The organism is Rhodosalinus halophilus (genome assembly GCF_003298775.1).
GTDB classification, from domain to species: domain Bacteria; phylum Pseudomonadota; class Alphaproteobacteria; order Rhodobacterales; family Rhodobacteraceae; genus Rhodosalinus; species Rhodosalinus halophilus.
This window is the reverse complement of record NZ_QNTQ01000010.1, coordinates 192199-216759: the sequence shown is the minus strand read 5'-3', so window position 1 is coordinate 216759 and position 24561 is coordinate 192199. Positions and strand designations below refer to the sequence as shown.

Below are 24561 nucleotides of genomic sequence, written 5' to 3'. Positions count from 1 at the left end.
GCGGAAGCGCAACGACCCCGCCGGGCGGCGCATGCCTCAGAACCAGCGGCCGATCGCGGTGAGGTGCGGGGCGAGTTCGCTGGCGTCGCTTTGCACCGACAGGACCCGGTAAGAGACCTGCGTCTCCGTCGTGCTGCCCGGCGCGATCCATCGCGTCGTGCTGTCGGCGTTTCCGCTCACGACGGGCGCGCCGGCGAAGGCGGCCGGGAAGGTCCAGGTGAGCGCGCCGTCACTCGCCCAAAGGTTCCCCGCGGCGGTCTCTGCCGCGACCGCAGGGCCAATCCAGGTGCAGATCTGCGTTCCGTCGGCGAACCGCACATAGCTGCCGTCCGCTGTGGTGCCCGACTCGATCAGCGCGCCGGTCGGTTGGCCGCCGGACTGCGAGACCGGTCCCAGGACTGAGCCCTGGTGAAAGACCTCCCTCCAGGGTTCCCAGCCCGCGTCCGTATGCCATCGGGTGAGCAGCGCGGACTCTTCCGTGCCGATGCTCCAAACGGTCTGGCGCAGCCGGCCCCCGCCGTAGCGTTCGATACGCATCACTGCATGCTTGTCGCCCGTGCCGCCGGGCAGGCGCTCGGGGAGATCGCCATTGTTCGCGGTGCCGGAGCCGATGACACGATAGAGACCCACCGGCGTGTCGGTCGCCGCGACATCCGCCAGAGCCGGAACATCACCGGTTTGTCCGAGGCCGAAGCCTCCCACTGCCATGAGCCGGCCCGGCGTTGCATCCGCGGCGGTGGTCTGCACCGCTGCTCCGGTGGCGCGTCCGTTCGCCGCGTCGATCCGAAGCGCCTCGGTCCAGCTCGTCCCGTCGGGCGAAACCTTGACGGTCCAGTCGTCGCCGCCCGCCAGTCCGAACTCGGCCCGCCCGGACCAGCCGGACTGGAACAGCACGCTGGCGGTCGCGGCAGTGTCGGCCTTGTTGATCTTGAGCCGGTGATCCCCGCCCTCGTGTGTCAGAAGCGTCGCCTCGGCGGAGACGGTCAGCCTGTTGTGCGCATCCGCCGCCGCATTCACGCCGAGCGAGGGCAGGTTCTCGGTCGCGCCGCGCACGGGCGCCCACGACACGCCATCGTGCACGAAGAGCCGCGCTTCGTCCGCCACCCAGACCCGCCAGCCCGGGCGCGGCGCCAGGAACCGCCAGGCCCCCGTCTCGAACCTTGTCAGCGCGCCCTCCTGCCCGGCCCAGGCGCCCGAGGCCGGTGTTGCGACGATATGCGTCTCGCCTTCGTCCGGCGTCTCGGGCGGCGCGGTGCGACTGCGGCTCGACACCGCGGCCTGCACCAGCAGGTCGAGGCGCAACAGCGCCTCGTTGTGGGTGACGTGCTTCTGCGCCTGCGCCGGCGCGAGCAGGGGCAGGGACAGGGCGTGAGACGTATCCGACATGGCGACCTCGGTTTCCGCGACGGGCGCAAGTCTGGTCCGGCGGAGTGAGTCGGGCATGAAGCCAGCGTGCGTAACCCGTTGCGCCGGGTTTTCGGAGAATCCGCCACGAACGCCCCGTCTGCGTCGCATTCCCGTTCCGCCCGAAACCTCGAAGCCCCGCGATCCTCTCCGCCGTAGCCGTCTGTTTTGGGGGGTGCAGGATGGCCTGGCTGGAAGAATTGCAACTCGTCGCGGCCAGCGGCGACCCATCGCCGCTGACCGACGGCGCGCTTCTGCTCGGATCGGGCCACCGCGGTCACGACCTGACGGTGATCGACAGCGGCGCCGGCACGATCCGCTGGCTCGCCCTCTCCGAAGACGGAGCGATGCCGCTGGATGCGGCGGTCCTCGGCGAAGAACCCCGAATCGCCGCCAGCGGCAGCGGCGGCAGCCTTTCCTGGCCAGTCTTGCAGGCAGGCTTCGACGCCTGGGACGCGGGAGAGACGGACTCCTTCCACACCTACCTCGGCGATACGCCGAGCTACGGCATGCGCGCCGTGGTCCTGACGGCCCGGCTCGACTCCGGTCCTGCGGTCTTCATCGCCGGACCGACCGCGGACGCCCCGCGCGCTTACGGCCTCGAGGGCGGCACGCTCGCGCTTCGGAGCGCCGGCGAGACACATCCCTATTCGGAGGGCACCTCCGCGATGGCACTCGTCACTGCCGAGGGGACGCCATTTCTCTACACCGGCTCCGCCACGGCGCATGGCATCGCCGGGTATCGCGTCACGGCGTCCGGCGCGCTCGAGCCTGCGGGCGGTCTGGGCATGGCGGAGAGCCTGCCCTTGGCCGGTGTCTCCGCGCTGGCGGCGGCGGAGACGGGCGGACGGAGTTACCTTCTGGCCGGAGCGTCCGGAAGCTCGAGCCTCACGGTCTTGCAGGTGGCCGAGGACGGCGCGCTGGAACCGACCGATCACGTCATCGACTCGCTGCACACGCGCTTCGGCACTGTCGCCCACCTCGAGACCATCGCGCTCGGCGAGCGGGTCTATGTCTTCGCAGCAGGAGCCGACGCCGGGCTGAGCGCCTTCGCTCTGACCCCGGCGGGGACGCTCGTTCATCTCGAGTCGCTCGCCGACACGACGACTCGCCCGCTGGACGCGGTGTCTGCGCTTGCCGCGACCGGCGCCGGAACCGCGGTCGAGGTGCTGGCGGCTTCCGCGACCGAGGCGAGGATCGCCAGGTTCCGGCTGGAGGCGGCATCGACCGGCACCGCGACGATCGGGGAGGGCACGATCGACGGTGGCACAGGTGACGACATCCTGTCCCTCGCCGGCGGCGACGGACGGCTCTCCGGCGGAGCCGGGCGGGACATTCTGGAGGACGGGCCTGGGTCCGACACGCTCAGGGGAGGCGAGGGCGAGGACATCTTCGTGCTGACCGCCGATGGCACGCGCGACGTGATCGAAGATCTGACGCCGGGGGCCGATGTGCTCGATCTGTCGGGATGGGCCTTTCTGCACGATGCCGCGCAACTCGCGGTCGAGACGACCGCGCAGGGCGCCGTGCTGCGCTACGGCGATGAAGAACTCGTGCTGCGCACCGCGGACGGCGCGCCGCTGGAGGTGGACGACATTCCCGCGCTGCTGCGACAGGGGCCGTCGCGCGTCACGATAACTCTGGGCGAGCTGCAGGTCGCACCCGAGCCGGAGCCGCTCGGCCCGCCGCTCGTGCCGCCGCCGCCGACGATGCCCGCGCAGGATCCCGCGGATCCCGCGCCGTCGCCCGACCCTGCGCCGACGCCCTCGGAGTCGCCCGAGACCGACGGCTTTCTGCTGATCGGCTCGGACGGCGCGGACCAGCTGACGGGCGGCGACGGACCCGACACCCTCGCAGGGGCCGATGGCCCCGACACGCTTTCCGGCTCCGGCGGGGACGACAACATCGCAGGCTCAGGCGGCGCGGACGTTGTGATCGGCGGCGAGGGCCGGGATTCGATCGGCGGTGGCGAGGGGGCGGACCTCGTGACGGGGGGCCCGGGCGCAGACGTGATCGGCGCGGGACGGGGGGACGACAGCATCGACGGCGGCGCAGGGCCCGACAGGATGAGCGGCGGCGCCGGAGAAGACACGCTTCTGGGTGGCGCGGGCGACGACACGATGGGGGCGAGCTACGGGCATGACGTTCTTTACGGGGAAGGTGGCGACGACAGCCTCGGCGGCGGCACGGGCCGGGACACGCTCGAGGGAGGCGCAGGCGCCGACGCCATCGGCGGCGGCGAGGGCGACGACGTGATCGCAGGCGGGGAGGGCCACGATTTCCTCGCCGGCGGCGGCCGCGACGACTCGATCGACGGCGGCGACGGCGACGACAGGATCAACGGCGGCGACGGCGACGACACGATGACCGGAGGCGCCGGCGCGGACGAGTTCGTCTACAACTTCTTCAAGGACGGCGATGCCGACGTGATCACCGACTACGAAGACGGCGTGGACAGCTTCCGCATGTCGGGCATCGATAACGCGCCGGGGTCCGGCCTGCAGGGGTACGTCGACGCGCTGAACATCTCCGATACCGCCGAGGGCGCGCTGATGGATTATCGAGGCCACACCATCCTGCTGGAGGGCGTGGCGGCCTCTGAGCTGGGACTCGAGGACTTCACCTTCCTCTGACGGCCCGCGCCCGGTTCCATCGAGCCGAGGCCGACCCTTGCACCCGCCGCCCGGCGCCCCTAGCGATGCGCACGGGAGAGCTGGGAATGGCCAGAGGAACGGCGCCGCGCGCCTGGCAGAGGATGCTCTCGGGCCGCAGGCTCGATCTGCTCGATCCGACGCCTGTCGACATCGAGATCGAGGACATCGCGCACGGCCTCGCCTTCGTGGCGCGCTGGAACGGTCAGACGCTGGGCGACTGGCCCTATTCCGTCGCGGAACATTCGCTCCTCGTTGAAGAGCTCTTCGGCCGGGTCGCGCCCGACGCACCGCCCCGCTGGCGGTTGGCAGCGCTGCTGCACGACGCGCCGGAATACGTGATCGGCGACATGATCTCTCCGGTGAAGGCTGCGGTCGGCCCCGGCTACGGCGAGCTCGAGGCACGGCTCGCGGCGGCGATCCACCTGCGCTTCGGATTGCCGGCGGCCCTGCCACAGACGGTCAAGCGCCAGATCAAGCGCGCCGACAAGGTCAGCGCCTGGCTCGAGGCGGTGCAGATCGCCGGTTTTTCCGAAAGAGAGGCGGAGCGGTTCTTCGGACGCCCGCCTTCGGACTTCGCGACGTATCGCATCGTGCCGCGACCCCCGGCCGAGGTGCGTGCGGCCTATCTGGACCGGCATGCCCGTCTGCTCGAGGCGATGGACTGAGCAAGGTTCGGTGCCGAGCCTGCGCAGGTCAGACGCAGTCCGCCCCGGCCGTAAGCGCCGCGATCCGTCCGTCCGGGGCGGCGCGCGCCCTCATGCCGTCCGGCAGAGGAAGGCGAGGACCGCCCGGCGCCACGCCGGCAGCCGTCCGCAAGGCCAGCTTTCCCGGCGTTGCATGCCATCCGACGAAAGCCCTGTCACGGAAACGCATCTCCAACCCGCCGGCCCAGCGCACCGCCGTGCAGTCGCCCCGCACGATCCGGTCGGACGGCGCTCGGCCCAGCAGACGCGATACGGCAGCCTCGGCGCCTTCGGGCGCACGGCCGAAGCCGATTTCGAGCCCGCTTCCGGCCACCTCGAACCCTTGGGCGGCGAGGCGCAGGCGCGTTTCAGGCGAGGGCGCGGGCGCCGCAGCGCAGGCGGCCACGCCGAGCACCGCCAGACCCGGCAAGACCCTCACCGCGGGCTGCGCTTGGCGAGTATCCGCTGCAAGGTGCGACGATGCATGTTCAGACGCCGCGCCGTCTCGGACACGTTCCGGTCGCAAAGTTCGTAGACGCGCTGGATGTGCTCCCAGCGCACCCGATCCGCGCTCATGGGGTTTTCCGGGGGCGGCGGCAGATCCTCTCCGGTGGCGAGCAGCGCATTCGTGATATCGGCCGCATCGGCGGGCTTCGAGAGGTAGTCGGTCGCCCCGATCTTCACCGCGGCGACCGCAGTCGCTATGGCGCCGTATCCGGTAAGGACCACGATCCGCGCGTCGGGACGCGCCTCGCGCAGTACCTCGACCACGTCGAGGCCGTTGCCATCCTCCAGCCGGAGATCGACCACCGCATAGGCGGGCGGGCGCGACGTGGCGATCGCCTTGCCTTCGGCGACGGTGCCGGCCATCTCCACCGCGAAACCGCGCTTCTCCATCGCCTTGGAAAGGCGGCGGAGAAAGGCCTCGTCATCATCGACGAGGAGCAGGGAGGGGTCCGCCCCAGGCTGGAGTGTCTGCGATTCGGCCACGAAAGCCACCTTCGGTTGACTGCCTGCGATCACTTAGGTCGCGCGCATGCAGGGGTCAAACCGGAACGTCGTGTCAGCTATGCTCCACGAAGCAGGCGATCCGGTCGGCGAGTTCCTCCGGGCCCAGGTCGCGGCGAAAAAACTCGACGAACCCGTGGTCCGGCAGAACGAGGTAGCTGAAGGTCGAGTGATCGACGAGATAGTAGTCGTCCTCGCCAGCATCGCGCTTGCTGTAGAAGGTGCGGTAGGCTTGGCTCGCCGCCTTCACCTGCTCCGGCGAGCCGGTGAGCCCGACCATGCGCGGATGCAGGTTGGCGGCGAAATCGCCGACCACCTCGGGCGTGTCGCGCTCGGGGTCGATGGAGATGAAGACCGGCGTCACCTCGTGCCCGCGCTCCTCGAGTATGTCCACCGCCGCGGCGTTCCGCGCCACGTCCAGCGGGCAGACATCCGGGCAGAAGGTGTAGCCGAAGTAGAGCAGAGAGGGCTCCGTGATGACATCTTCGTCCGTGACGGTCTGTCCCTCGGAATCGACCAGCGTGAACGACCCGCCGATCTGACCGGAGCCGCCGGCCACCTGGCCCGTGCGGCACTCGGCGAAGCGATCCTCCTCGCCGCCGAAGAGACGCGAGAGCCAGCCCTGCGCCGAGGCCGCCTCGGCGCCCAGCGCCGCGACGACCATGCCCGCCGCCAACATCGTCCCGAAACGTCGCATCCTGATCCTCCAACGCGCAGCGATCCGCTCTATCTCCGGCCACATCTAGACATTGCCAAATCTGCCACAAGGGACCAAAAGCGCGCATGTCCCACGCCGATCTCTCTTCCCTGCCGGGACAGCGCCGGCGCAACTGGATCCGCCTGCGCACGCTGATCCTGCTGAGATGGATGGCGATCTCCGGCCAGCTCACGGCCGTCGCGCTGGCGCATTGGGGCCTCGGGATCGAGCTCGAGCTCGGCCTGTGCATCACCGCGATCGGCGCGGCCGTCATCGTCAACCTGATCGCCACCTTCGTCTTTCCCGAGACCAAGCGGCTGAGCGAACGCGAGACCGCCGCGCTGGCCCTCTTCGACATCCTGCAGCTGGGCGCATTGCTTTACCTCACCGGCGGGCTCCACAACCCTTTCGCGCTGCTCCTGCTCGGTCCGGTGACCGTCTCCGCCTCGGTGCTCACGCTGCGTCCCACGTTGCTGTTGGGAGGGGTCGCGGTGGCGGTGGTGACGGCGCTGGGCGTCGTCTACCTGCCGTTGCGCACCGGGGCGGGAGACGAGCTGCGGATGCCCGAGATGCTTGTCGCCGGAACCTGGGCCGCTCTGGTGATCGCGCTCGTTTTCCTGTCGATCTATTCGAGACGAGTCAGCAGCGAGATGCACGCGATGTCCGACGCACTGTCGGCCACGCAGATGGCGCTCGCGCGCGAACAGAAGCTGACCGATCTCGGCGGCGTGGTGGCCGCGGCGGCGCATGAACTCGGCACGCCTCTGGCGACGATCAAGCTGACCTCCGCCGAGCTGATGGAGGATCTCGACGACCGCCCCGATCTGCGGGAGGATGCCGCCCTGATCCGCGATCAGGCCGACCGATGCCGGGATATCCTGCGCTCGATGGGCCGGGCGGGGAAAGAGGATCTTCACACCAAGCAGGCCCCGCTCGAAGAGGTCGTGCGCGAGGCCGTGGAGCCGCACGAGGAGCGCGGAAAGCGCATCGAGCGGCGGACCGCGCCGAGCGTGGCGGGGGCGCAACCTTCCGTCCTGCGCCGGCCCGAGATCATTCATGGCCTGCGCAACCTCGTGCAGAACGCGGTGGATTTCGCACGCTCCGCGGTCTGGGTCGAAACCGGCTGGACTGCCGACCGTATCTGGGTCCGGATCGCCGACGATGGACCCGGCTTCCCGCCGCAGGTGCTCGCCCGGATCGGCGAGCCCTTCATGCGCAGCCGCCGGGCGGAGCGCGAGCGCGGACAGAGACCGGGTTACGAGGGCATGGGCCTCGGGCTCTTCATCGCAAAGACCCTGCTGGAACGCTCCGGCGCCGACCTGACCTTTGCCAACGGGGGATACGCGGCGGACGGCGGCGCCGAGATTCGCGGCGCGCTCGTCGAGGTCTCCTGGCCCCGGCGCAAGATCGACGCAGAGGAAGGCGAGACGCCCGTCCCGCGGGGGCAGAACCGCCCGCTGCGCGCTTGAGCGCCGGCGTTTAATCATTCCTTAACCGTGCGCCGGGATGCATGAGGCGACCGCCGCGCCGCACGGGAGAGCGTCTTGGGCATCGACATCCTGATCGCCATCGCGACCGGCAGCCTCGCGGCGGCGGGCTTGTGCCTGCTCCTGCTGCGCGGGCGGGCGCCTGCCCCCTTGCCGCAAACGGTCGCCGACGAGCCGGTGACGATTCTCTTCGAAGCGGGCGAGATCGTCGACGCCAGCCCGCCCGCACGCAGCCTGCTCGAAGAATCGGGCAGCACGGGAGACGACTGGGCGACGCTCACGGCGCTCCTGGGCCGGCGGTTTCCCGATCTGCCCGCCACCCCCGAAGCCGCCGCCGCCCGCGCGCCGCTCAGCTTGCCGGGGGAGGGCGGGCAGCTTAGCATCGAGACGGCGGGCGCGGACGCCCTCCGCCTTTCGATCGAGGAGCACGACCCCGATCCGGAGGAGCTGCATCGCATGGCGCTCGCGCGCCTCGAGTCGCGCACGATGCGGGCGGCCGCCGACCTCTCGCCGCACCCCTGCTGGCAGATCGACGACAGCGGCCGCGTGCTCTGGGCCAACGAAGCCTACCTCGCGCTCGCGCGCGAGACTCTCACCTGGGCGGAGGGGGCGGCGCTGCCCCGGCTTCTCGAGCTGCCCGAAGCGCCGGACGCAGGGCCGCACCGCGTGTCGCTGCAGTTGCCGGACGGCGCCTCCCTGCGCTGGTTCGACATCAGGGCCCGTGCGCTCGACTCGACCTGGCTCGGTCACGCGACGAATGTGGACGCCGTCGTTCACGGCGAGGCGGCGCAGCGCACCTTCGTGCAGACTCTTACCAAGATCTTCGCGCAGCTGTCCGTGGGGCTGGCGGTCTTCGACCGCGACCGCAATCTCGCGCTGTTCAACCCGGCGCTGCTCGACCTGACCGGACTCGCCGCCGAACGCCTCAGCGCGCAGCCCACGCTCCTGGGCTTCTTCGACATGCTGCGCGAGGCGCAGGTCATGCCCGAGCCGCGCGACTACGCCGCCTGGCGCGCCCGCATGGCCGACCTCGCCCGCCCGGGGAGCGAGGCCACCTACAGCGACAGCTGGAGCCTGCCTTCGGGCCTCGTCTACAGGGTCACGGGTCGGCCGCAGCCCGATGGGGCGGTGGCCGTGCTGATCGAGGACGTGACGAGCGAAGTCTCGCTCACCCGCCGCTTCCGCACCGACCTGGAACTCGGGCAGGCCGTGCTCGACTCCCTCGACATGCCGCTGGCGGTCTTTTCGGCGCAGGGGATCCTGGTCCTGTGCAACGCGCCATACAGGCGTCTGTGGGGCGTCGACCCGGACACCTCGCTGCGCGAAACGACCCGCTGCGACGCGATCGACCAGTGGCAGCGCGAGAGCCTGCCCGGGACCGACTGGGAGGGGCTGCGCGCCGCGCTGGCCGGCCGTGGGCCCGCCGCGCACTGGCAGGGACGCATCCTGCGCCGCGGCGGTGCGCCCCTGGACCTCCGCGCGCTGCCGCTGCCCGGCGGCGCGACCCTGGCGCTTTTCGGCACGGTCCGCGATCGACCTCCGCAACAAGCGCCCGCAGGCCACGAGGCGTTGCCGCGCCCGGCCGCCACGGCCGGCTGACGCCGCCTGCGCCGGTCCGGGTTGCAGGTGCGCGTGCCCTCGGTAGTCTCGGGACATGATCCGACGCGCGGACCGCCTGCTCGCCTCTCCCGATGCCACCGCCGCGCTGGCCCGGCGGCTCGCGCCACGCCTGCGTCCCGGCGACTCGCTGCTGCTCGAGGGGCCGGTCGGCGCAGGCAAGTCGCATTTCGCCCGCGCGCTCATTTCCGCGCTTCTCACAGAGCCCGAGGACATCCCCTCGCCAACCTATACGCTGGTGCAGAGCTACGCCGGGCGCACCGGCCCGATCTGGCACGCCGATCTCTACCGGCTCGGCGATGCGAGCGAGCTGGCCGAACTCGGCCTCGACGACGCCTTCGGAACCGCCATCTGCCTCGTCGAATGGCCCGAACGGCTGGGCGACGCCGCGCCCGAAGGCGCGCTTCGCCTCACCTTCGCGCCCGGCGAGGCCGCAGAAGAGCGAAGGCTTACGCTGACCTGGGAGGATCCGCGCTGGGACGACAGGCTAAAAGGGCTGCGCGATGACGCCGCCTGAGGATCCACGGGAGGCGCGCCGGGCGGACTTCCTGGCCGCGGCCGGGTGGGGAGGGGTCGAGGCCGTGCCGCTGGCCGGCGACGCCTCGGCGCGACGCTACTTCCGTCTGCAGCGCGCGGACGGGGCGCGTGCCGTCCTCATGGAAGCGGAGGCGGGCGAGGAGGTGTCGCGCTTCCTGCGCGTCGGCCGCTTCCTGCGCGACGCCGGACTGAGCGCACCCGAGGTCGTCGCGAGCGACGCGCCAAACGGCCTGCTGCTTCTCGAGGACTTCGGCGATGCTCTGGTCGCCCGGATCGCGGAGGCCGAACCGGAGCGTGAAGCAGGCCTCTATGCCGTCGCCGCCGAGGCGCTGGCGGCGCTGCACCGGCACGCCCCGCCGGCGGACTGGCCGCGCGCCACGCCGGCCATGCTGTCCCGGGCGATCGCGCCACTCTTCGAGCATTACGCCCCCGAAACGCCACCGGAGACGCGCGCTGCGACCGAAGAGGCCCTCGCCCAGGCGCTGGAGGGTCTCGACGCGCCCACGGCTGTCCCGATCCTGCGCGACTTCCACGCGGAGAACCTGATCTGGCTCCCCGAGCGCGCGGGGTCCGCGCGGGCCGGGCTTCTCGATTATCAGGACGCGATGGCGGGACATGTTGCCTACGATCTCGCATCGCTCCTGCGGGATGCGCGGCGCGACGTGTCGCCTGCCGCGGCGGAGGCTGCGATCACCGCCTTTCTGCGCGAGTCCGGCCGGAACAGAGCCACTCTGACTGCGGCGATGGCACTGCTGGGTGTACAGCGAAACCTTCGCATTCTCGGGGTGTTCGCGCGGCTGGCGGCGCACGGCAAACCGCGGTATCTCGCGCTCATGCCCCGCGTCTGGCGCCATCTCGAGGCCGATCTCGCCCATCCCGCCGCCGCCCCCGTCGCACGGGCGCTCGGCGAGGCTCTGCCTGCCCCGGATCCTGCCCGGCTCGACCGCCTGAGACGCCGATGCCCGACGCCGTGATGCTCTTCGCCGCCGGGTTCGGCACGCGCATGGGCGCGCTGACGGCAGACCGCCCCAAGCCTCTGGTCGAGGTCGCGGGCCGGCCGCTGATCGACCATGCGCTCGACCTCGCCCGCGGCGTGCAACCCCGCAGGATCGTCGCCAACCTGCACTACCGCGCGGACCAGCTCGCGGCGCATCTGGCGGGCACGGAGGTGCACCTCGCACACGAAGGGGACGAGATCCTCGACACCGGCGGTGGCTTGCGGGCCGCGCTGCCGATCCTCGGCGCAGAGACGGTTTTCACACTGAACACCGACGCGGTGTGGCGCGGCCCGAATCCGCTCGCCCTGCTGCGCGAGGCCTGGGCGCCCCAGGACATGGAGGCGCTGCTGCTCTGCGTGCCGCCCCGCCGTGCTGCGGGCCATGCCGGGGCCGGCGATTTCACCATTGCGCCGGACGGGAGGGCCGGGCGCGGGCCGGGCGCCATCTACACCGGCGCGCAGATCCTCGCCACGCCCGGGCTCCGCACATGGGAAGAGCGTGTCTTTTCACTCAACCGCGTCTGGGACGAGATGATCGCCCGCGGGAGGCTTTACGCCATGCTCTATCCAGGCCGGTGGTGCGATGTCGGCCGGCCCGAGGGGATCGCGCTGGCCGAAGCGATGCTGGGGGAGGAGGACGATGTTCGGCTCTGATACCCCCGAGCCGCGGGTTTTCGGGCTGCCGCCCGGTGCCGATTTCCCGGCCGCGCTTGTCGAGGGGCTGCGGGCGCGTCTGGGCGACGCGCCGCCCGAGGCGCTGGCGCAGGTCGAGCTCATCGTGAACACGCAGCGCATGGCGCGCCGCCTGCGCGACATCTTCGATGCCGGCCCCGCGACGCTGCTCCCCCGCATCCGACTCGTGACCGATCTCGCGGAGGCTGCCGATCTCGCCGACCTGCCCCCGGCACTGCCGCCCCTGCGCCGACGCCTGGAATTGTCGCAACTGGTCAGACGCCTGATCGAGACGCGGCCGGATCTCGCGCCGCACAGCGCGCTCTACGATCTGACCGACAGTCTCGCGGCCCTGATGGACGAGATGGGGCTCGAGGGCGTGGACCCCGAGACGGTGCTCGGGCTGGACGTGTCCGATCAATCCGGCCACTGGCAAAGGGCGCTCGCGTTCCTGCGCATCGCGCGCGACTATCTCGCGGCGCTCGACGCACCGCCCGACGCAGGCGCGCGTCTGCGCGCCGCGGTCGAGCGTCGCATCGCGGGCTGGCACGACGCCCCGCCCGGGCATCCTGTCATCCTGGCCGGGTCGACCGGCTCGCGCGGCGCGGTGGCGCTCCTGATGCAGGCGGTGGCGCGGCTGCCGCAGGGCGCGGTCGTTTTGCCGGGGTTCGACTTCCACCTGCCGGCGCATGTCTGGGAGCAGATGGGCGATGCGCTCAGCGGCGAGGACCACCCGCAGTTCCGGTTCCGCAAGCTGATGCAGGCGCTGAAGATCGCGCCGGACGACGTCGCGCTCTGGCACCGGGAGAGCACCTCGGACACAGCGCGTAACCGTCTCGTGTCGCTGGCGCTGCGGCCCGCGCCGGTGACCGACCAGTGGCTGGACGACGGCCCCGGGCTGGGCGCGTTGGGGCCGGCCTGCGAGGGGCTCACGCTGCTCGAGGCGCCAACGCAGCGGGAAGAGGCGCTGGCCATCGCGCTGCGGCTGCGAGAGGCCGCCGAGACCGGACAGACCGCGGCTCTGATCACGCCCGACCGCGGCCTCACGCGACAGGTCGAAGCGCGGCTGGCGGGCTGGGGCATCGTCCCCGACGACAGCGCGGGCCGGCCGCTGCATCTTTCGGCGCCCGGGCGTTTCCTGCGGCTGGTGGCGGGCCTGCGGGCGCGTCCGGCCACGGCGGGCGAGCTGATGACGCTGCTGCGCCATCCGCTGACACATTCGGGCGCGCAACGCAGCCAGCACCTGCGCTTCGCGCGCGAACTCGAGCTCTGGCTGCGCCGCAAAGCGGTGCCACGGCCGGGACACGCGGAGCTGTCGGCGCTGGCCGACAAACTGGCCGAGCCGCAGGCCACAGCCTGGAGCGAATGGCTGTCCGGCTGCCTCGACGCGGTCAGGTGCGACGGCGATCGACCCCTCTCCGAGCACGCAGCAGGACTGCGCGCGCTTGCCGAGCGGCTCGCCGCCGGACCGGGGGTGGATGGCTCGGGCGGGCTGTGGGAGCGCGAGGCCGGCCGCGCCGCGGCCGCCCTCTACGACGAGCTCGAGCGCGAGGCCGACCGTGGCGACGCGATGGATGCGGCCGATTTCGCCGATCTCGTCGCAGCCCTCTTGCAGCGCGAGGTGGTTCACGACATCGAGGCGCCGCATCCGGGCATCCGCATCTGGGGCACGATCGAGGCACGGGTGCAGGGCGCGGAGCTGCTGATCCTCGGGGGGCTGAACGAAGGAAGCTGGCCCGAGACGCCCGCGCCCGACCCCTGGCTCAATCGCGTGCTGCGGCACCGGGCGGGCCTGCTGCTGCCCGAGCGGCGAATCGGACTGGCGGCGCACGACTTCCAGCAGGCCGCTGGCGCGCGCGAGGTCTGGTTCACGCGCGCCGAACGCTCCGAGGAGGCCCCGACAGTGCCGGCGCGCTGGCTCAACCGGCTGACGAACCTGCTTTCCGGCCTGCCGGATCAGGGCGGCCGCGCGGCGCTGGAGGCGATGCGGGCGCGTGGCCGCGGCTGGTTGCAACTCGGCGCGGCGCTGGAAAAGGCGGAGGCGGTGCCGGCGGCGGTGCGCCCCTCGCCCAGGCCGCCGGCCGAGGCACGGCCCCGGCGCCTCTCGGTGACGGAGGTGGAGAAGCTGATCCGCGACCCCTACGCGATCTACGCGAAGCACGTCCTGCGCCTGCGCCCGCTCGACCCGCTCGACCGGCCGCCCGACGCGCTGCTGCGCGGCACCGCGCTTCACGAGGTGCTTCACCGGTTCGTCGAGGCGACGCGCGAGGCGCGCGACCGGCTGACCGTCGGCGACCTGATGGCGCAGGCCGACGCGGTGCTGGCAGAGCGCGTCCCCTGGGCGGCGACGCGGGTGCAGTGGCGGGCGCGTCTTGCCCGCGTCGCGGATTGGATCGTGGCCACCGAGGTCGCACGCCGCGCGATCGCCGCGCCCGTCCTGCTGGAAGAGCAGGGCGAAGCGGCTCTGCCGGATGCCGGGGTGACGCTCTCGGGCAAGGCCGACCGCATCGACCGCGACGCGGAGGGGCGGCTCCATATCTACGACTACAAGACTGGCGACCCGCCCAGTGCATCGCAGCAGCGCTTCTTCGACAAGCAGCTTCTGCTCGAGGCCGCGATGGCCGAGCGCGGCGCTTTCGAGCGCATCGGACCGGCGCCCGTGGCGCGGGCCGTCTACATCGGGCTCGGCAGCAACCCCAGGGAGGTGGCCGCGCCGCTTGCCGACGGACCGGCCCAAGAGGAAGAGGATCTGGTGACGGCGGCGCAGGTCTGGGAGGAGTTCACCACGCTCATGCAGCGCTACGCCGATCCGGCGCAGGGCTTCACCGCGCGGCGCGCGATGGAGCGGAAGCGCCACGAATACGGCTACGACCATCTCGCCCGATACGGCGAATGGGAAGATTCCGATCCCCCGCAGCCGGAGGATCTCGAATGACTCCCCGCGACGCGGCGAGCGAGGCGCAGGCGCAGGCCGCCGATCCGGGCGCCTCGGTCTGGGTCTCGGCCAACGCCGGATCCGGCAAGACCAAGGTGCTCACCGACCGGGTGGCGCGGCTGCTGCTCGACGGTGTTCTGCCCGAGCACATCCTGTGCCTGACCTATACCAAGGCCGCGGCGAGCGAGATGCAGAACCGCCTTTTCGCGCGGCTGGGCGAATGGGCGATGCTGCCCGAGGCCGATCTGCGCCGCGAGATTGCGGCGCTCGGGGTGGACCGCCCGCTGGACGCCCCCGCGCTCGCCCGCGCGCGCACCCTCTTCGCCCGTGCCATCGAGGCGCCCGGCGGGCTGAAGATCCTGACCATCCACGCGTTCTGTGCCGCACTGCTGCGGCGCTTCCCGCTCGAGGCCGGCGTGAGCCCCGCCTTCACCGAGATGGAGCAGCGGGCGGGTGAACTGCTGGCCGAAGAGATCGTCGAAGCCATGGCGCAGGGGCCAGAGGCCGGGTTGCTGCGCGCGCTCGCCGCGGTCTCGCCGGAGGTGGACATCACGAAACTCTGCGCCCGGATTATCGACCGACGCGCAGGCTTCGAGCCGCCGCTCGACCGCGCCGAGGCCTGCGCGCTCTTCGGGGCATCGCCCGACGACAGCGAGACCGCCGTTCTCGCCGACGTCTTCCTCGGCGGCGAGGTGGAGCTGATCGGGCGGCTTTGCCCGATACTGGACACCGGCGGCGTGAACGACGGCAAGGCCGCGGCGAAGCTGCGAAAGGTCACGGCGCCGGACCTCCCCGCGCTCGCGGTGCTGGAAGACGTGTTCCTCAACGGTCCCAAAACCAAGGCGCCCTTTTCCGCCAAGATCGGCGCCTTCCCGAGCAAGGCATTGCGCGAGGGGCCGCTCGCGGCCGAGATGCCGGCGCTGGAGGCTCTGATGCAACGGGTGGAGGCGGTGCGCGAGCGGCGGCTGGCGCTCCGCGCGGCCGAGGCGACGGCGACGCTGCATGCCTTCGCCGCCGGTTTCCTTGCCCGGCTCGAGCAGGAGAAGCAGCGCCGCGGCTGGCTCGATTTCGACGACCTGATCCGCCGCGCGGCGGGGCTGCTGCGCGATCCGGCGGTCGCCGACTGGGTGCTCTACAAGCTCGATGGCGGCATCGACCACATCCTCGTGGACGAGGCGCAGGACACCAGCCCGGAACAGTGGGAGGTGATCGAGCGGCTGGCGCGGGAATTCACCGCGGGCGAGGGCGCGCGCCCCGAGGTGCCCCGCAGCCTCTTCGTGGTGGGCGACCGCAAGCAGTCGATCTACTCCTTCCAGGGCGCGGATCCTGACGCCTTCGAGCGGATGCGCGCGGATTTCGACACGCGGCTCGCAGGGACCGACCGCCCGCTGCTCTCGATCGCGCTCCAGTATTCCTTCCGGTCTTCGCAGGCGGTGCTGCGGCTGGTGGACACCACCTTCGACGGACGGGCCGGCTCGGGCATGCGCGCCGAGGAAGCGCATATAGCCTTCAAGTCCGAGATGCCGGGGCGCGTGGACCTGTGGCCCGCTATTCCCAAGGACAAGAACCCCGAACCGGATCCCTGGTACGCTCCGCTCGACCGCGTCAGCCGGCAAAGCCCGGAAATCCGCCTCGCCAACCGTATCGCCGACTGGCTGAAGGCACAGCTCGACGCGGGCACGCCGATCCCGGCGGCCAGGGCCGAGGGCGCGCCCTGGCCGATGCGGCCGATGAGCGCGGGCGACGTGCTGATCCTCGTGCAGCGGCGCTCGGCGCTCTTCGCCGAGATCATCCGGGCCTGCAAGGCGCGCGGCCTGCCGATGGCCGGAGCGGACAGGCTCGAGCTCGGCGCAGAACTGGCCGTGCGCGATCTCGGCGCGCTGCTGCAGGTGCTGGACCTGCCCGAAGACGACCTGTCCCTGGCCACCTGCCTGCGCTCGCCGCTCTTCGGCTGGTCCGAACGGGCGCTCTTCGACCTCGCCCACGGCCGGGAGGATAAATATCTCTGGCGGGCCCTGACGAAGCGGCGGCATGAGTTCCCCGAGACGATGGCCGTCTTCGATGACCTCATGGCGCAGGCGGATTTCCTGCGGCCCTACGACCTGCTCGAGCGGATCCTGATCCGGCACGACGGGCGCCGCAAGCTGATCGGCCGGCTCGGCGACGAAGCCGCCGACGGTATCGACGCCCTTCTTGGCCAGGCGCTCGCGCAGGAGCGCAGCGAGGTGCCGAGCCTCACGGGCTTCCTGCGCTGGATGCAGGCCGAGGACCAGGAGGTGAAACGCCAGATGGACGCGGCGGGGGACCGCATCCGCGTGATGACGGTGCACGGGGCGAAGGGGCTGGAAGCGCCGGTGGTGATCCTGCCCGATTGCGCGGCGCGGCCCGTCCGCAACACCGATCCTCTACCGCTCGTGCAGGACCGCCCGATCTGGGCCATGTCCGCGGACGAGGCCCCGGCCCCGCAGCGCGCCGCACGCGAAGCCGCGGCCGAGGCCGAACAGGCCGAACGCGACCGGCTGCTCTATGTCGCCATGACCCGCGCCGAGAGCTGGCTGATCGTCGCGGCCGCCGGCGACCTGGGCAAGGATGGTCGCGCCTGGCACACGATGGTGCAGGGGGCGATGCAGGCAGAGGGCGCGGTGTCGCATGATTTCGGCTTCGACGACGGCGCGGGCCTGCGCCTGGAACACGGCGACTGGTCCGCGCCGGTGAAGCGCCCGGCTGCGGCGGCCGACGGGCCGGCGGTCGCGATTCCGGCACGGTTCCGCCAGCCGGCGGCGCCGCCGGTTCAGCCCGCGCCCACGCTGTCGCCGTCGGATCTGGGCGGACCCAAGGCGCTCCCCGGCGAGGCGGGCCGCGACGAGGAGGCGGCGAAGCTGCGCGGCACGCGCCTCCACCTCCTGCTCGAGCACCTGCCCGGCGCGCCCGCGGAGCATCGCGCCGATCTCGCGCGCCGCCTGCTCGGCGGCGGCACCGAACCGGCCCCCGAGCCCGAGATCGCCGCCCTTCTCGCCGAGGCCGAGGGGGTGCTGGACGCGCCGGCGCTCGCCGCGCTCTTCGCGCCCGACGCGCTGGCAGAGGTTCCGGTCTCGGCCACGCTGGACGCCCTCGGGGGCCGTCGCGTGCACGGGACCATCGACCGGCTCATCGTCGCGCCCGAGCGCGTTCTCGCCGTCGATTTCAAGACGAACGCCACAGTTCCCGCGACACCTGGCGACGTGCCGGAGGGGTTGCTCCGGCAGATGGGCGCCTATGCCGCCGCCCTCTCGCAGATCTGGACCGATCGGCGCATCGAGACGGCGTTGCTGTGGACGCGCACCGCCGAGCTCATGCCGCTGCCCCCCGATCTGGTGGCCGCGGCGCTCGCCCGCGGCACCCCTGCTTGACGCTCTCGGGGGGCGCTCATACGTTCGCGTTCTGAGATATCTTCCCCTGTAGGAGAGACCGACATGGCTACCGTTGCCGTTACCGACGACACCTTCGACGCCGAAGTGCGTCAGTCCAATGTTCCCGTCATCGTGGATTTCTGGGCCGAGTGGTGCGGCCCGTGCCGCCAGATCGGTCCCGCGCTCGAGGAGATCGCCGCCGAGATGGACGGCAAGGTGAAGGTCGCCAAGGTCGATGTCGACCAGAACCCGAATACCGCCGCCTCGATGGGCGTGCGCGGCATCCCGGCGCTCTTCATCTTCAAAGACGGGCAGGTGGTCTCGAACCGCGCGGGCGCGGCGCCGAAGGCCACGCTGCAGAGCTGGATCGAATCCTCGATCTGAGCCGCCGCCTGTCAGCGAAAGGGGCGCCCTTTGGGGCGCCCTCGGCGTGCAGGGCTTGCGGCACCGGCGCCGGCGGCACATATGCTGCGGCGGCATCGACGGAGGAGCGCATGGGCACCGGTCCGGGCTGGCAGGGCACGACCATTCTCGCGGTGCGCCGCGGCGGCAGAGTGGTGATTGCGGGCGATGGGCAGGTCAGCCTTGGCGACACGGTCATCAAGGGCAGCGCGCGCAAGGTGCGCCGCCTCTCTCCCGGCGGCTACGACGTGGTCGCGGGCTTCGCCGGCTCCACCGCCGACGCATTCACGCTGCTCGAACGGCTGGAGTCGAAGCTTGAGGCGACGCCCGGACAGCTTCAGCGTGCCTGCGTGGAACTCGCCAAGGACTGGCGTACCGACAAGTATCTGCAGAAGCTCGAGGCGATGCTCATCGTCTCCGACGGCGCGCAGATGTATGTCGTCACCGGCGCGGGCGACGTGCTGGAGCCCGAGCATGACGTGGCCGCCATCGGGTCGGGCGGCAACTACGCACTGGCCGCGGCGCGCGGGCTGATGGAGACGGACATGGACGCCGAAACCGTCGCGCGGCACGCCATGGCCATCGCGGCCGACATCTGCGTCTACACCAACGGCCACCTCACGGTGGAGACGATCGAGGCGGGCTAGCGCCGCTTCTGCGCTTCCATGTAGGCGCGCAGGACCGCGTTCATGCGCGTCTGATAGCCCTTGCCGGTCGCGCGGAAGTAGTCGAGCACGTCCTTGTCGATGCGAAGCGAGACCAGCTTCTTGGGCGCCGGCTCGACCAGCTTCGCCGTGGTCCAGTCGACGTCGATCTCCTGTTCGCCCTCGTGGTCACCGGACTGCCGCAGCCGCTGCCAGTCGGTTTCAGACGTCATCCTCCGAACCTCGTCGCGCGAGTAACGCTTGATATTGCTCTCGCTCATCCCGTCGTGCCTTTCGCGCGGTAATGATACGGATCGCGTCTTCGCGGCGTGTGAAAACCACCGCGATGGTTACGCCATCGACTTCGCCGACCGCGATGCGGCGAAGCTCGACGTCGCTGCGCGCCTCCAGTTCCAGGTGGACCGTTTCGAAGACCTCGGTTGCGTCCCGAAAGTCGATCCCATGCTTTTCAAGCGTTGTGACACGCTTCGCTTCGTTCCATTCGTATTGGGACATTCCTTTTCTGCCCTGCCTTTTCGTTCCGGCAGACGCAGCATCTCGGTCACGGCGCGTAGCACTGTGCCGGGCCGGGCACTGCTTTGTCCGATGTCTCTGTCCCAGAACCATAGCTACATGCGTAGCTACATTTCGTCAACACCCTTGGAATCCAGACCTGAACGCGTATGTCTGCGCCAGCCAATCAAGGGACCGACATGACCGACCTCACCCCCCGCGAAATCGTCAGCGAGCTGGACCGCTTCATTATCGGCCAGAAGGAGGCCAAGCGCGCCGTCGCCGTGGCGCTGCGCAATCGCTGGCGGCGCAAGCAGCTGGACCCGGCGATGCAGGAAGAGGTCTATCCCAAGAACATCCTGATGATCGGCCCCACCGGGGTGGGCAAGACCGAGATCAGCCGCCGGCTGGCCAAGCTCGCGCGCGCGCCCTTCATCAAGGTCGAGGCCACCAAGTTCACCGAGGTGGGTTACGTCGGCCGCGACGTCGAGCAGATCGTGCGCGATCTGATGGACAGCGCGCTCGTCATGGTGCGCGCGCAGATGCGCGAAGAAGTGCAGAGCGCCGCGCATTCCGCCGCGGAGGACCGGGTGATCGAAGCGCTGGCGGGCGAGCATGCGCGCGAGGGCACCCGCGAGATGTTCCGCAAGAAGCTGCGCGACGGAGAGCTCGATGACAAGGAGATCGAGCTGGAGCTCGCCGAGACGTCGAACCCCTTTCCCGCCTTCGAGATCCCCGGCCAGCCCGGCGGCGCGATGGGCGGCGTGAACCTGGGCGACATCTTCGGCAAGGCCTTCGGCCAGCGCACCACGCGCAAGCGGATGACGGTTGCCGAGAGCTACGGCGTCCTGATCTCCGAAGAGGCCGACAAGCTGCTCGACGACGAGAAGGTGACGGCCCGCGCCCGCGAGGCGGTCGAGCAGAACGGGATCGTCTTTCTCGACGAGATCGACAAGGTCTGCGCCCGCGCCGAGCAGCGCGGCGGCGACGTGAGCCGCGAGGGCGTGCAGCGCGACCTGCTGCCGCTGATCGAGGGCACCACTGTCAGCACGAAGCATGGCCCCATCCGCACCGACCACATCCTCTTCATCGCCTCGGGGGCCTTCCACATCGCCAAGCCCTCGGACCTGCTGCCCGAGCTTCAGGGGCGCCTGCCGATCCGGGTGACGCTGCGCGATCTCACCGAACAGGATTTCGTGCGCATCCTGACTGAGACCGACAATGCGCTCACCCGGCAGTATGCCGCGCTGATGGGCACCGAAGAGGTGACGGTGGAATTCACCGAAGAGGGCATCGCGGCGCTCGCCAGGATCGCGGCGGAGGTCAACCGCAGCGTCGAGAACATCGGCGCGCGGCGGCTCTACACGGTGATGGAACGCGTCTTCGAGGAGCTGTCCTTCACCGCGCCGGATCGAAGCGGCGAATCAGTGACCGTCGATGCCGACTTCGTCGAGACCCACCTGGGAGAGCTGACCCGTTCGACCGACATGAGCCGCTACGTTCTCTAGCCGACGGTCATCGTGTCCATGATACGCACGAGCTCGGCGGTGATGCCGGGCTCGGAGAGCGCATGGCCCGCGTTGCGCACCAGCCGCAAGTCGGAGCCCGGCCAGCGCTGCGACAACTCCCAGGCGCGGCGCGGCGGGCAGATCATGTCGTATCGACCCTGCACGATGTGACCGGGGATATGCCGGATTCGATCCATCCTGTTGAGGATGTGACCGTCCTCCTCGAGGAAGCCGGCATTGCTGAAATAGTGGTTTTCCAGGCGCGCGAAGGCGCGGGCGTATTCGCCCGGCGCCTCGCCGCCCGCGCCGTTGCTCTGCACCGAGGCCAGCGCGTTCTCCCAGGCCGTCCAGGCGCGGGCGAAGCGCGTCTCGGTCCGCGGATCCCCGGAGAACAGCCGGCGGTGATAGGCCGCAATCAGATCGTCGCGCTCGTCCTCCGGAATCGGCTCGACGAAGCGCGCCCAGGTCTCCGGCCAGAAAAGGCCGGCGCCCCCGCCGTAGAACCAGTCGAGCTCGGCCCGCGTCATGAGGAACACCCCGCGCAGCACCAGCGCGCGCACGGCCTCCGGATGGCTTTGGGCATAGACCAGCGCCAGCGTCGCGCCCCAACTGCCGCCGAAGACGATCCAGCGGTCGATCCCCAGCTCCGTGCGGATCCGCTCGATATCGGCGACGAGATCCCAGGTCGTGTTGCTCTCGACGCTCGCGTGCGGACGGGAGCGGCCGCAGCCGCGCTGGTCGAAGAGCACCACGCGGTAGCGCTCGGGATCGAAGTAGCGCCGCATCGCCGGACTGCATCCGCCGCCCGGCCCACCGTGCAGGACCACGACCGGAATCCCGTCCTCGGCGCCACATTGCTCGACGTAAAGCGAATGCCCCCCCGTCACCTCGAGCATCCGCTGGTCGAAGGGGTCGATCGGCGGATAGAGATGCGCGGGTGTGCGGTTTTGGCCCGAGAATTTGTCCATGCCCGCACTATATTGGTCGCTTGCCGGGGAAGACCATAGGAGATCGCGATGCAGGCAGCCGAAACCAGCGTCGATGCGGGAGAGGTCGCCAAGTTCGAGGCGATGGCGGCCGAGTGGTGGGATCCGAACGGCAAGTTCAAGCCGCTGCACATGCTCAATCCCTGCCGGCTCGACTACATCACCGCGCAGATCGCCGCCGAATTTGGCCGCGACCTGTCGTCGGACCGGCCTTTCGCAGATCTGCGGCTTCTCGATATCGGCTGTGGCGGCGGGCTTCTGGCCGAGCCGATGGCGCGGCTGGGCGCCGACGTCGTCGGCGTCGATGCCGCGGCACGGAATATCCCCGTTGCGCAGACGCACGCTGCGCAATCCGGGCTGGAGATCGACTACCGGCATGGCTCTGCCGAGGATCTGGCAGCCGCGGGCGAGAGCTTCGACGTGGTGCTCAACATGGAGGTGGTCGAACACGTCCCCGATCCGCTGGCCTATCTGACGACCTGCCAGCTGCTTCTGAAGCCTGGCGGGCTGATGATCTGCTCGACGATCAACCGGAACGCCAAGAGCTTCGCCATGGCGATCGTGGGGGCGGAATATGTGATGCGCTGGCTGCCCAAGGGCACGCACGAGTGGCGGAAGTTCATCACGCCGGACGAGCTTTACGGCTATCTGGACGGGGCCGGGCTGCGCCCGGTGGACCGCAAGGGCTTCGTCTTCAATCCGGTGAGCTGGTCCTGGGCGATCTCGCCGCGCGATCTCAGCGTGAACTACGTGACGGCCAGCACGAAGCCCGGCTGACCGGCAGGGCGAATTCTCGTACGAGAATTCGCCGCTCGCTGCGTGCGACGGGTCAGAAGAGTTTTCTGTCAAAGATTCTTCGTCACCCACCCCCATCCTCGAGCTTCAGACGAAATTCTCGCAGGATGGGCAGGACGGCGCGCACCTTGTCCTGCCCGAGTTCGCGGACAAGCTCGCTCACCATGGGTGCGACGGCGGCCAGCGCCTCGTCGCGGGCGCGCAGACCCGCCGGGCTGATCGCCACCATCTTGCGCCGGGCATCCTCCCAGTCCGGCCTGATATGCACGTAGCCCTGCGCCTCGAGCTTGCGGAGCGTATTGGTCATCGCGCCGCGAGTGACGTGGAAACTGCGGGCGAGCTGTGCGGGGGACCGCTCGACCCCGAAACGCGCGAGGTGATTGAGCACGGAGAAATGGCTGATTTCCATGCCGCGCGGCAGGCTTCGGCTGAGCCGATTGCGCAAGAGCTGGTCGGCGGTCAGGATTTCGCTGAACAGCGTGACTGCCAGCGCATGGGTGGTCCTGTCCATCGTCAGGGGCCGTCGAACTCCCGGTCATGCTCCAACGAGGGCACCCGCGCACGCGCGTCCGCCGCGGCAGCCCTGTCGATCTCGGCGTAGAGAATGCCGGGTGCGCTGCCGGCCCGGGCCGTCACCTCGCCCCAGGGCGAGACCACCATGCTGTGCCCCCATGTCTTGCGCGCCTTGCCCCGGCTGGTCGGATGCGTGCCCGTCTGCGCGGGCGCGAGCACCCATGCGCCGGTCTCGATCGCCCGGGCGCGCAGCAGCGGCTCCCAATGCGCCGCGCCGGTAGGCTGAGAGAAGGCCGACGGCACGGTCAGGATCTCGGCACCGGCCTGCGCGAGCGCGCGGTAGAGATAGGGAAACCGCACATCGTAGCACACCGTCAGGCCGATCTTTCCGAAAGGCGTCTCGGCGATGCGGGCGCGCCGTCCGGGCCGGAACCCGGCCGATTCGCGGTAGGTCTCGCTTTCGCTGACCTGCACGTCGAACATGTGGATCTTGTCGTAGCGCGCCACGATCTTTCCGTCCGGCCCGATCAGGAAGGAGCGATTCGCGAAACGTTCGTCCGGGTCGTCGGTCTCGAGCGCGAGCGAGCCGATAAGCAGCCAGACGCCCGCGCGCGCCGCCTCGTCCCGCAGACCGGCGAGCACCGGATCGTTCGCCTCATGCGTCAGCACCATGCGCTGATGCGTGCGGCTGGCCGAAACGCAATTGGTGACTTCCGGCGTCAGCACGAAGCCCGCGCCCTCTGCCGCAGCCTCCCAAACCATCTCCGAAACGGTGGCGAGGTTCTCCTCGGGCTCGTCGGAGGAGGTGAGCTGCAGCAGCGCGGTGCGCATCACGCGGCCAGCATCGGGTCGAGCTTGCCGGCGCGCTCGAGCGCATGCAGCTCGTCGCATCCGCCCACATGCGCCTCGCCGATGAAGATCTGCGGGACGCTGGTGCGTCCGCCTGCCCGCTGGATCATCTCGGCCTTGCGCTGCGGCTCGGCCCAGACATCGATCTCGGTGAAGGGCACGCCCTTCCTGTCGAGCAGACGTTTCGCGGCGATGCAGAAGCCGCAGAGCGGCGAGGTGTAGATTTCGACTGGTTTCCGGCTGTGGTCGTCCACGGCGCGACCTCCTGAGG

General features: G+C 70.4%; 23 protein-coding genes. 13 read left to right on the top strand and 10 right to left on the bottom strand.

Going from position 1 to position 24561, the window contains the following annotated elements; translation table 11 throughout:
• Nucleotides 1-36: 36 nt before the first annotated feature.
• Complete coding sequence (locus tag DRV85_RS12265) at nucleotides 37-1386, bottom strand: DUF2793 domain-containing protein (protein ID WP_113289756.1); 1350 nt, start codon at nucleotides 1384-1386, stop codon at nucleotides 37-39.
• A gap of 200 nt (nucleotides 1387-1586) precedes the next feature.
• Here DRV85_RS12265 and DRV85_RS12260 point away from each other — a divergent pair, with 200 nt between their 5' ends.
• Together DRV85_RS12260 and DRV85_RS12255 are read left to right on the top strand one after the other, a co-directional pair.
• Complete coding sequence (locus DRV85_RS12260) at nucleotides 1587-4037, top strand: calcium-binding protein (RefSeq protein ID WP_113289755.1); 2451 nt, start codon at nucleotides 1587-1589, stop codon at nucleotides 4035-4037.
• A gap of 86 nt (nucleotides 4038-4123) precedes the next feature.
• On the top strand, nucleotides 4124-4723 hold the full coding sequence (locus tag DRV85_RS12255; protein WP_113289754.1) for an HD domain-containing protein: 600 nt from the start codon (nucleotides 4124-4126) through the stop codon (nucleotides 4721-4723).
• A gap of 28 nt (nucleotides 4724-4751) precedes the next feature.
• On the opposite strand, the gene DRV85_RS12250 is transcribed toward DRV85_RS12255, so the two are convergent.
• The 3 genes from DRV85_RS12250 to DRV85_RS12240 form a co-directional block, all read right to left on the bottom strand.
• Nucleotides 4752-5171 carry a hypothetical protein gene (locus tag DRV85_RS12250; protein WP_113289753.1) on the bottom strand — a complete coding sequence of 140 codons (420 nt, stop codon included), beginning with the start codon at nucleotides 5169-5171 and terminating at the stop codon, nucleotides 4752-4754.
• 5 nt (nucleotides 5172-5176) lie between these two features.
• The gene (locus DRV85_RS12245) at nucleotides 5177-5731 is read right to left on the bottom strand and encodes an ActR/PrrA/RegA family redox response regulator transcription factor (RefSeq protein WP_113289780.1); all 555 of its coding nucleotides are present in this window, start codon (nucleotides 5729-5731) and stop codon (nucleotides 5177-5179) included.
• 73 nt (nucleotides 5732-5804) lie between these two features.
• On the bottom strand, nucleotides 5805-6446 hold the full coding sequence (locus DRV85_RS12240) for an SCO family protein (protein ID WP_113289752.1): 642 nt from the start codon (nucleotides 6444-6446) through the stop codon (nucleotides 5805-5807).
• Between the two features lie 86 nt (nucleotides 6447-6532).
• On the opposite strand from DRV85_RS12240, the gene regB reads away from it, so the two are divergent.
• The 9 genes from regB to hslV all read left to right on the top strand — a co-directional run bounded on the left by regB (nucleotide 6533) and on the right by hslV (nucleotide 19129).
• Complete coding sequence (regB, locus tag DRV85_RS12235) at nucleotides 6533-7915, top strand: sensor histidine kinase RegB (protein WP_113289751.1); 1383 nt, start codon at nucleotides 6533-6535, stop codon at nucleotides 7913-7915.
• Between the two features lie 75 nt (nucleotides 7916-7990).
• Nucleotides 7991-9532, top strand: a complete 1542-nt coding sequence (locus tag DRV85_RS12230; protein WP_113289750.1) for a PAS domain-containing protein — start codon at nucleotides 7991-7993, stop codon at nucleotides 9530-9532.
• Nucleotides 9533-9587: 55 nt separating this feature from the next.
• Nucleotides 9588-10067: a tRNA (adenosine(37)-N6)-threonylcarbamoyltransferase complex ATPase subunit type 1 TsaE gene (tsaE, locus tag DRV85_RS12225; protein WP_113289749.1), complete on the top strand. Its 480-nt coding sequence runs from the start codon at nucleotides 9588-9590 to the stop codon at nucleotides 10065-10067.
• The gene (locus DRV85_RS12220) at nucleotides 10054-11061 is read left to right on the top strand and encodes an aminoglycoside phosphotransferase family protein (RefSeq protein ID WP_113289748.1); all 1008 of its coding nucleotides are present in this window, start codon (nucleotides 10054-10056) and stop codon (nucleotides 11059-11061) included. The genes tsaE and DRV85_RS12220 overlap by 14 nt, the downstream gene beginning before the upstream one ends.
• Nucleotides 11046-11738, top strand: a complete 693-nt coding sequence (locus DRV85_RS12215; RefSeq protein ID WP_113289747.1) for a nucleotidyltransferase family protein — start codon at nucleotides 11046-11048, stop codon at nucleotides 11736-11738. The genes DRV85_RS12220 and DRV85_RS12215 overlap by 16 nt, the downstream gene beginning before the upstream one ends.
• Nucleotides 11725-14691, top strand: coding sequence for a double-strand break repair protein AddB (gene addB, locus DRV85_RS12210; RefSeq protein ID WP_113289746.1), 2967 nt, complete (start codon nucleotides 11725-11727; stop codon nucleotides 14689-14691). Before DRV85_RS12215 ends, addB begins: the two co-directional genes overlap by 14 nt.
• On the top strand, nucleotides 14688-18080 hold the full coding sequence (addA, locus tag DRV85_RS12205) for a double-strand break repair helicase AddA (protein WP_113289745.1): 3393 nt from the start codon (nucleotides 14688-14690) through the stop codon (nucleotides 18078-18080). The genes addB and addA overlap by 4 nt, the downstream gene beginning before the upstream one ends.
• Nucleotides 18081-18143: 63 nt before the next feature.
• Nucleotides 18144-18464: a thioredoxin gene (gene trxA / locus DRV85_RS12200; protein ID WP_113289744.1), complete on the top strand. Its 321-nt coding sequence runs from the start codon at nucleotides 18144-18146 to the stop codon at nucleotides 18462-18464.
• A gap of 110 nt (nucleotides 18465-18574) precedes the next feature.
• Nucleotides 18575-19129 (top strand): ATP-dependent protease subunit HslV, encoded by a 555-nt coding sequence (gene hslV, locus DRV85_RS12195; protein ID WP_113289743.1) that lies wholly within the window; start codon nucleotides 18575-18577, stop codon nucleotides 19127-19129.
• Here the strand turns inward: hslV and DRV85_RS12190 are convergent.
• Together DRV85_RS12190 and DRV85_RS12185 are read right to left on the bottom strand one after the other, a co-directional pair.
• Complete coding sequence (locus DRV85_RS12190; protein WP_233495495.1) at nucleotides 19126-19359, bottom strand: BrnA antitoxin family protein; 234 nt, start codon at nucleotides 19357-19359, stop codon at nucleotides 19126-19128. The two genes, hslV and DRV85_RS12190, sit on opposite strands and share 4 nt — an antisense overlap.
• A complete protein-coding gene (locus DRV85_RS12185) occupies nucleotides 19349-19642 on the bottom strand; it encodes a BrnT family toxin (protein WP_113289741.1) in 294 nt (97 codons plus the stop codon). The genes DRV85_RS12190 and DRV85_RS12185 overlap by 11 nt, the downstream gene beginning before the upstream one ends.
• 197 nt (nucleotides 19643-19839) lie before the next feature.
• On the opposite strand from DRV85_RS12185, the gene hslU reads away from it, so the two are divergent.
• Nucleotides 19840-21147, top strand: coding sequence for an ATP-dependent protease ATPase subunit HslU (hslU, locus tag DRV85_RS12180; protein ID WP_113289740.1), 1308 nt, complete (start codon nucleotides 19840-19842; stop codon nucleotides 21145-21147).
• Here hslU and pip read toward each other — a convergent pair.
• A complete protein-coding gene (gene pip, locus DRV85_RS12175; RefSeq protein WP_113289739.1) occupies nucleotides 21144-22115 on the bottom strand; it encodes a prolyl aminopeptidase in 972 nt (323 codons plus the stop codon). The genes hslU and pip overlap by 4 nt on opposite strands.
• A 48-nt stretch (nucleotides 22116-22163) precedes the next feature.
• Here pip and ubiG point away from each other — a divergent pair, with 48 nt between their 5' ends.
• Nucleotides 22164-22910 carry a bifunctional 2-polyprenyl-6-hydroxyphenol methylase/3-demethylubiquinol 3-O-methyltransferase UbiG gene (ubiG, locus tag DRV85_RS12170; RefSeq protein WP_113289738.1) on the top strand — a complete coding sequence of 249 codons (747 nt, stop codon included), beginning with the start codon at nucleotides 22164-22166 and terminating at the stop codon, nucleotides 22908-22910.
• Nucleotides 22911-22992: 82 nt separating this feature from the next.
• Here the strand turns inward: ubiG and DRV85_RS12165 are convergent, their stop codons facing one another.
• From DRV85_RS12165 to grxC, 3 genes are read right to left on the bottom strand one after another with little or no spacing between them, the layout of a single operon-like run.
• Nucleotides 22993-23439 carry a MarR family winged helix-turn-helix transcriptional regulator gene (locus DRV85_RS12165; protein ID WP_113289737.1) on the bottom strand — a complete coding sequence of 149 codons (447 nt, stop codon included), beginning with the start codon at nucleotides 23437-23439 and terminating at the stop codon, nucleotides 22993-22995.
• A 2-nt stretch (nucleotides 23440-23441) separates the two neighbouring features.
• On the bottom strand, nucleotides 23442-24272 hold the full coding sequence (locus DRV85_RS12160; protein ID WP_113289736.1) for a carbon-nitrogen hydrolase family protein: 831 nt from the start codon (nucleotides 24270-24272) through the stop codon (nucleotides 23442-23444).
• Nucleotides 24272-24544, bottom strand: a complete 273-nt coding sequence (gene grxC, locus DRV85_RS12155) for a glutaredoxin 3 (protein ID WP_113289735.1) — start codon at nucleotides 24542-24544, stop codon at nucleotides 24272-24274. The genes DRV85_RS12160 and grxC overlap by 1 nt, the downstream gene beginning before the upstream one ends.
• Nucleotides 24545-24561: the final 17 nt, after the last annotated feature.

Excerpts from the sequence above, each read along its gene's own strand:
- DRV85_RS12265 (WP_113289756.1), bottom strand. The coding sequence starts at position 1,386 with ATGTCGGATACGTCTCACGCCCTGTCCCTGCCCCTGCTCGCGCCGGCG.
- DRV85_RS12260 (WP_113289755.1), top strand. The coding sequence starts at position 1,587 with ATGGCCTGGCTGGAAGAATTGCAACTCGTCGCGGCCAGCGGCGACCCA.
- DRV85_RS12255 (WP_113289754.1), top strand. The coding sequence starts at position 4,124 with ATGGCCAGAGGAACGGCGCCGCGCGCCTGGCAGAGGATGCTCTCGGGC.
- DRV85_RS12240 (WP_113289752.1), bottom strand. The coding sequence starts at position 6,446 with ATGCGACGTTTCGGGACGATGTTGGCGGCGGGCATGGTCGTCGCGGCG.
- regB (WP_113289751.1), top strand. The coding sequence starts at position 6,533 with ATGTCCCACGCCGATCTCTCTTCCCTGCCGGGACAGCGCCGGCGCAAC.
- tsaE (WP_113289749.1), top strand. The coding sequence starts at position 9,588 with ATGATCCGACGCGCGGACCGCCTGCTCGCCTCTCCCGATGCCACCGCC.
- DRV85_RS12220 (WP_113289748.1), top strand. The coding sequence starts at position 10,054 with ATGACGCCGCCTGAGGATCCACGGGAGGCGCGCCGGGCGGACTTCCTG.
- DRV85_RS12215 (WP_113289747.1), top strand. The coding sequence starts at position 11,046 with ATGCCCGACGCCGTGATGCTCTTCGCCGCCGGGTTCGGCACGCGCATG.
- addB (WP_113289746.1), top strand. The coding sequence starts at position 11,725 with ATGTTCGGCTCTGATACCCCCGAGCCGCGGGTTTTCGGGCTGCCGCCC.
- addA (WP_113289745.1), top strand. The coding sequence starts at position 14,688 with ATGACTCCCCGCGACGCGGCGAGCGAGGCGCAGGCGCAGGCCGCCGAT.
- trxA (WP_113289744.1), top strand. The coding sequence starts at position 18,144 with ATGGCTACCGTTGCCGTTACCGACGACACCTTCGACGCCGAAGTGCGT.
- hslV (WP_113289743.1), top strand. The coding sequence starts at position 18,575 with ATGGGCACCGGTCCGGGCTGGCAGGGCACGACCATTCTCGCGGTGCGC.
- DRV85_RS12190 (WP_233495495.1), bottom strand. The coding sequence starts at position 19,359 with ATGACGTCTGAAACCGACTGGCAGCGGCTGCGGCAGTCCGGTGACCAC.
- DRV85_RS12185 (WP_113289741.1), bottom strand. The coding sequence starts at position 19,642 with ATGTCCCAATACGAATGGAACGAAGCGAAGCGTGTCACAACGCTTGAA.
- hslU (WP_113289740.1), top strand. The coding sequence starts at position 19,840 with ATGACCGACCTCACCCCCCGCGAAATCGTCAGCGAGCTGGACCGCTTC.
- pip (WP_113289739.1), bottom strand. The coding sequence starts at position 22,115 with ATGGACAAATTCTCGGGCCAAAACCGCACACCCGCGCATCTCTATCCG.
- ubiG (WP_113289738.1), top strand. The coding sequence starts at position 22,164 with ATGCAGGCAGCCGAAACCAGCGTCGATGCGGGAGAGGTCGCCAAGTTC.
- DRV85_RS12165 (WP_113289737.1), bottom strand. The coding sequence starts at position 23,439 with ATGGACAGGACCACCCATGCGCTGGCAGTCACGCTGTTCAGCGAAATC.
- DRV85_RS12160 (WP_113289736.1), bottom strand. The coding sequence starts at position 24,272 with ATGCGCACCGCGCTGCTGCAGCTCACCTCCTCCGACGAGCCCGAGGAG.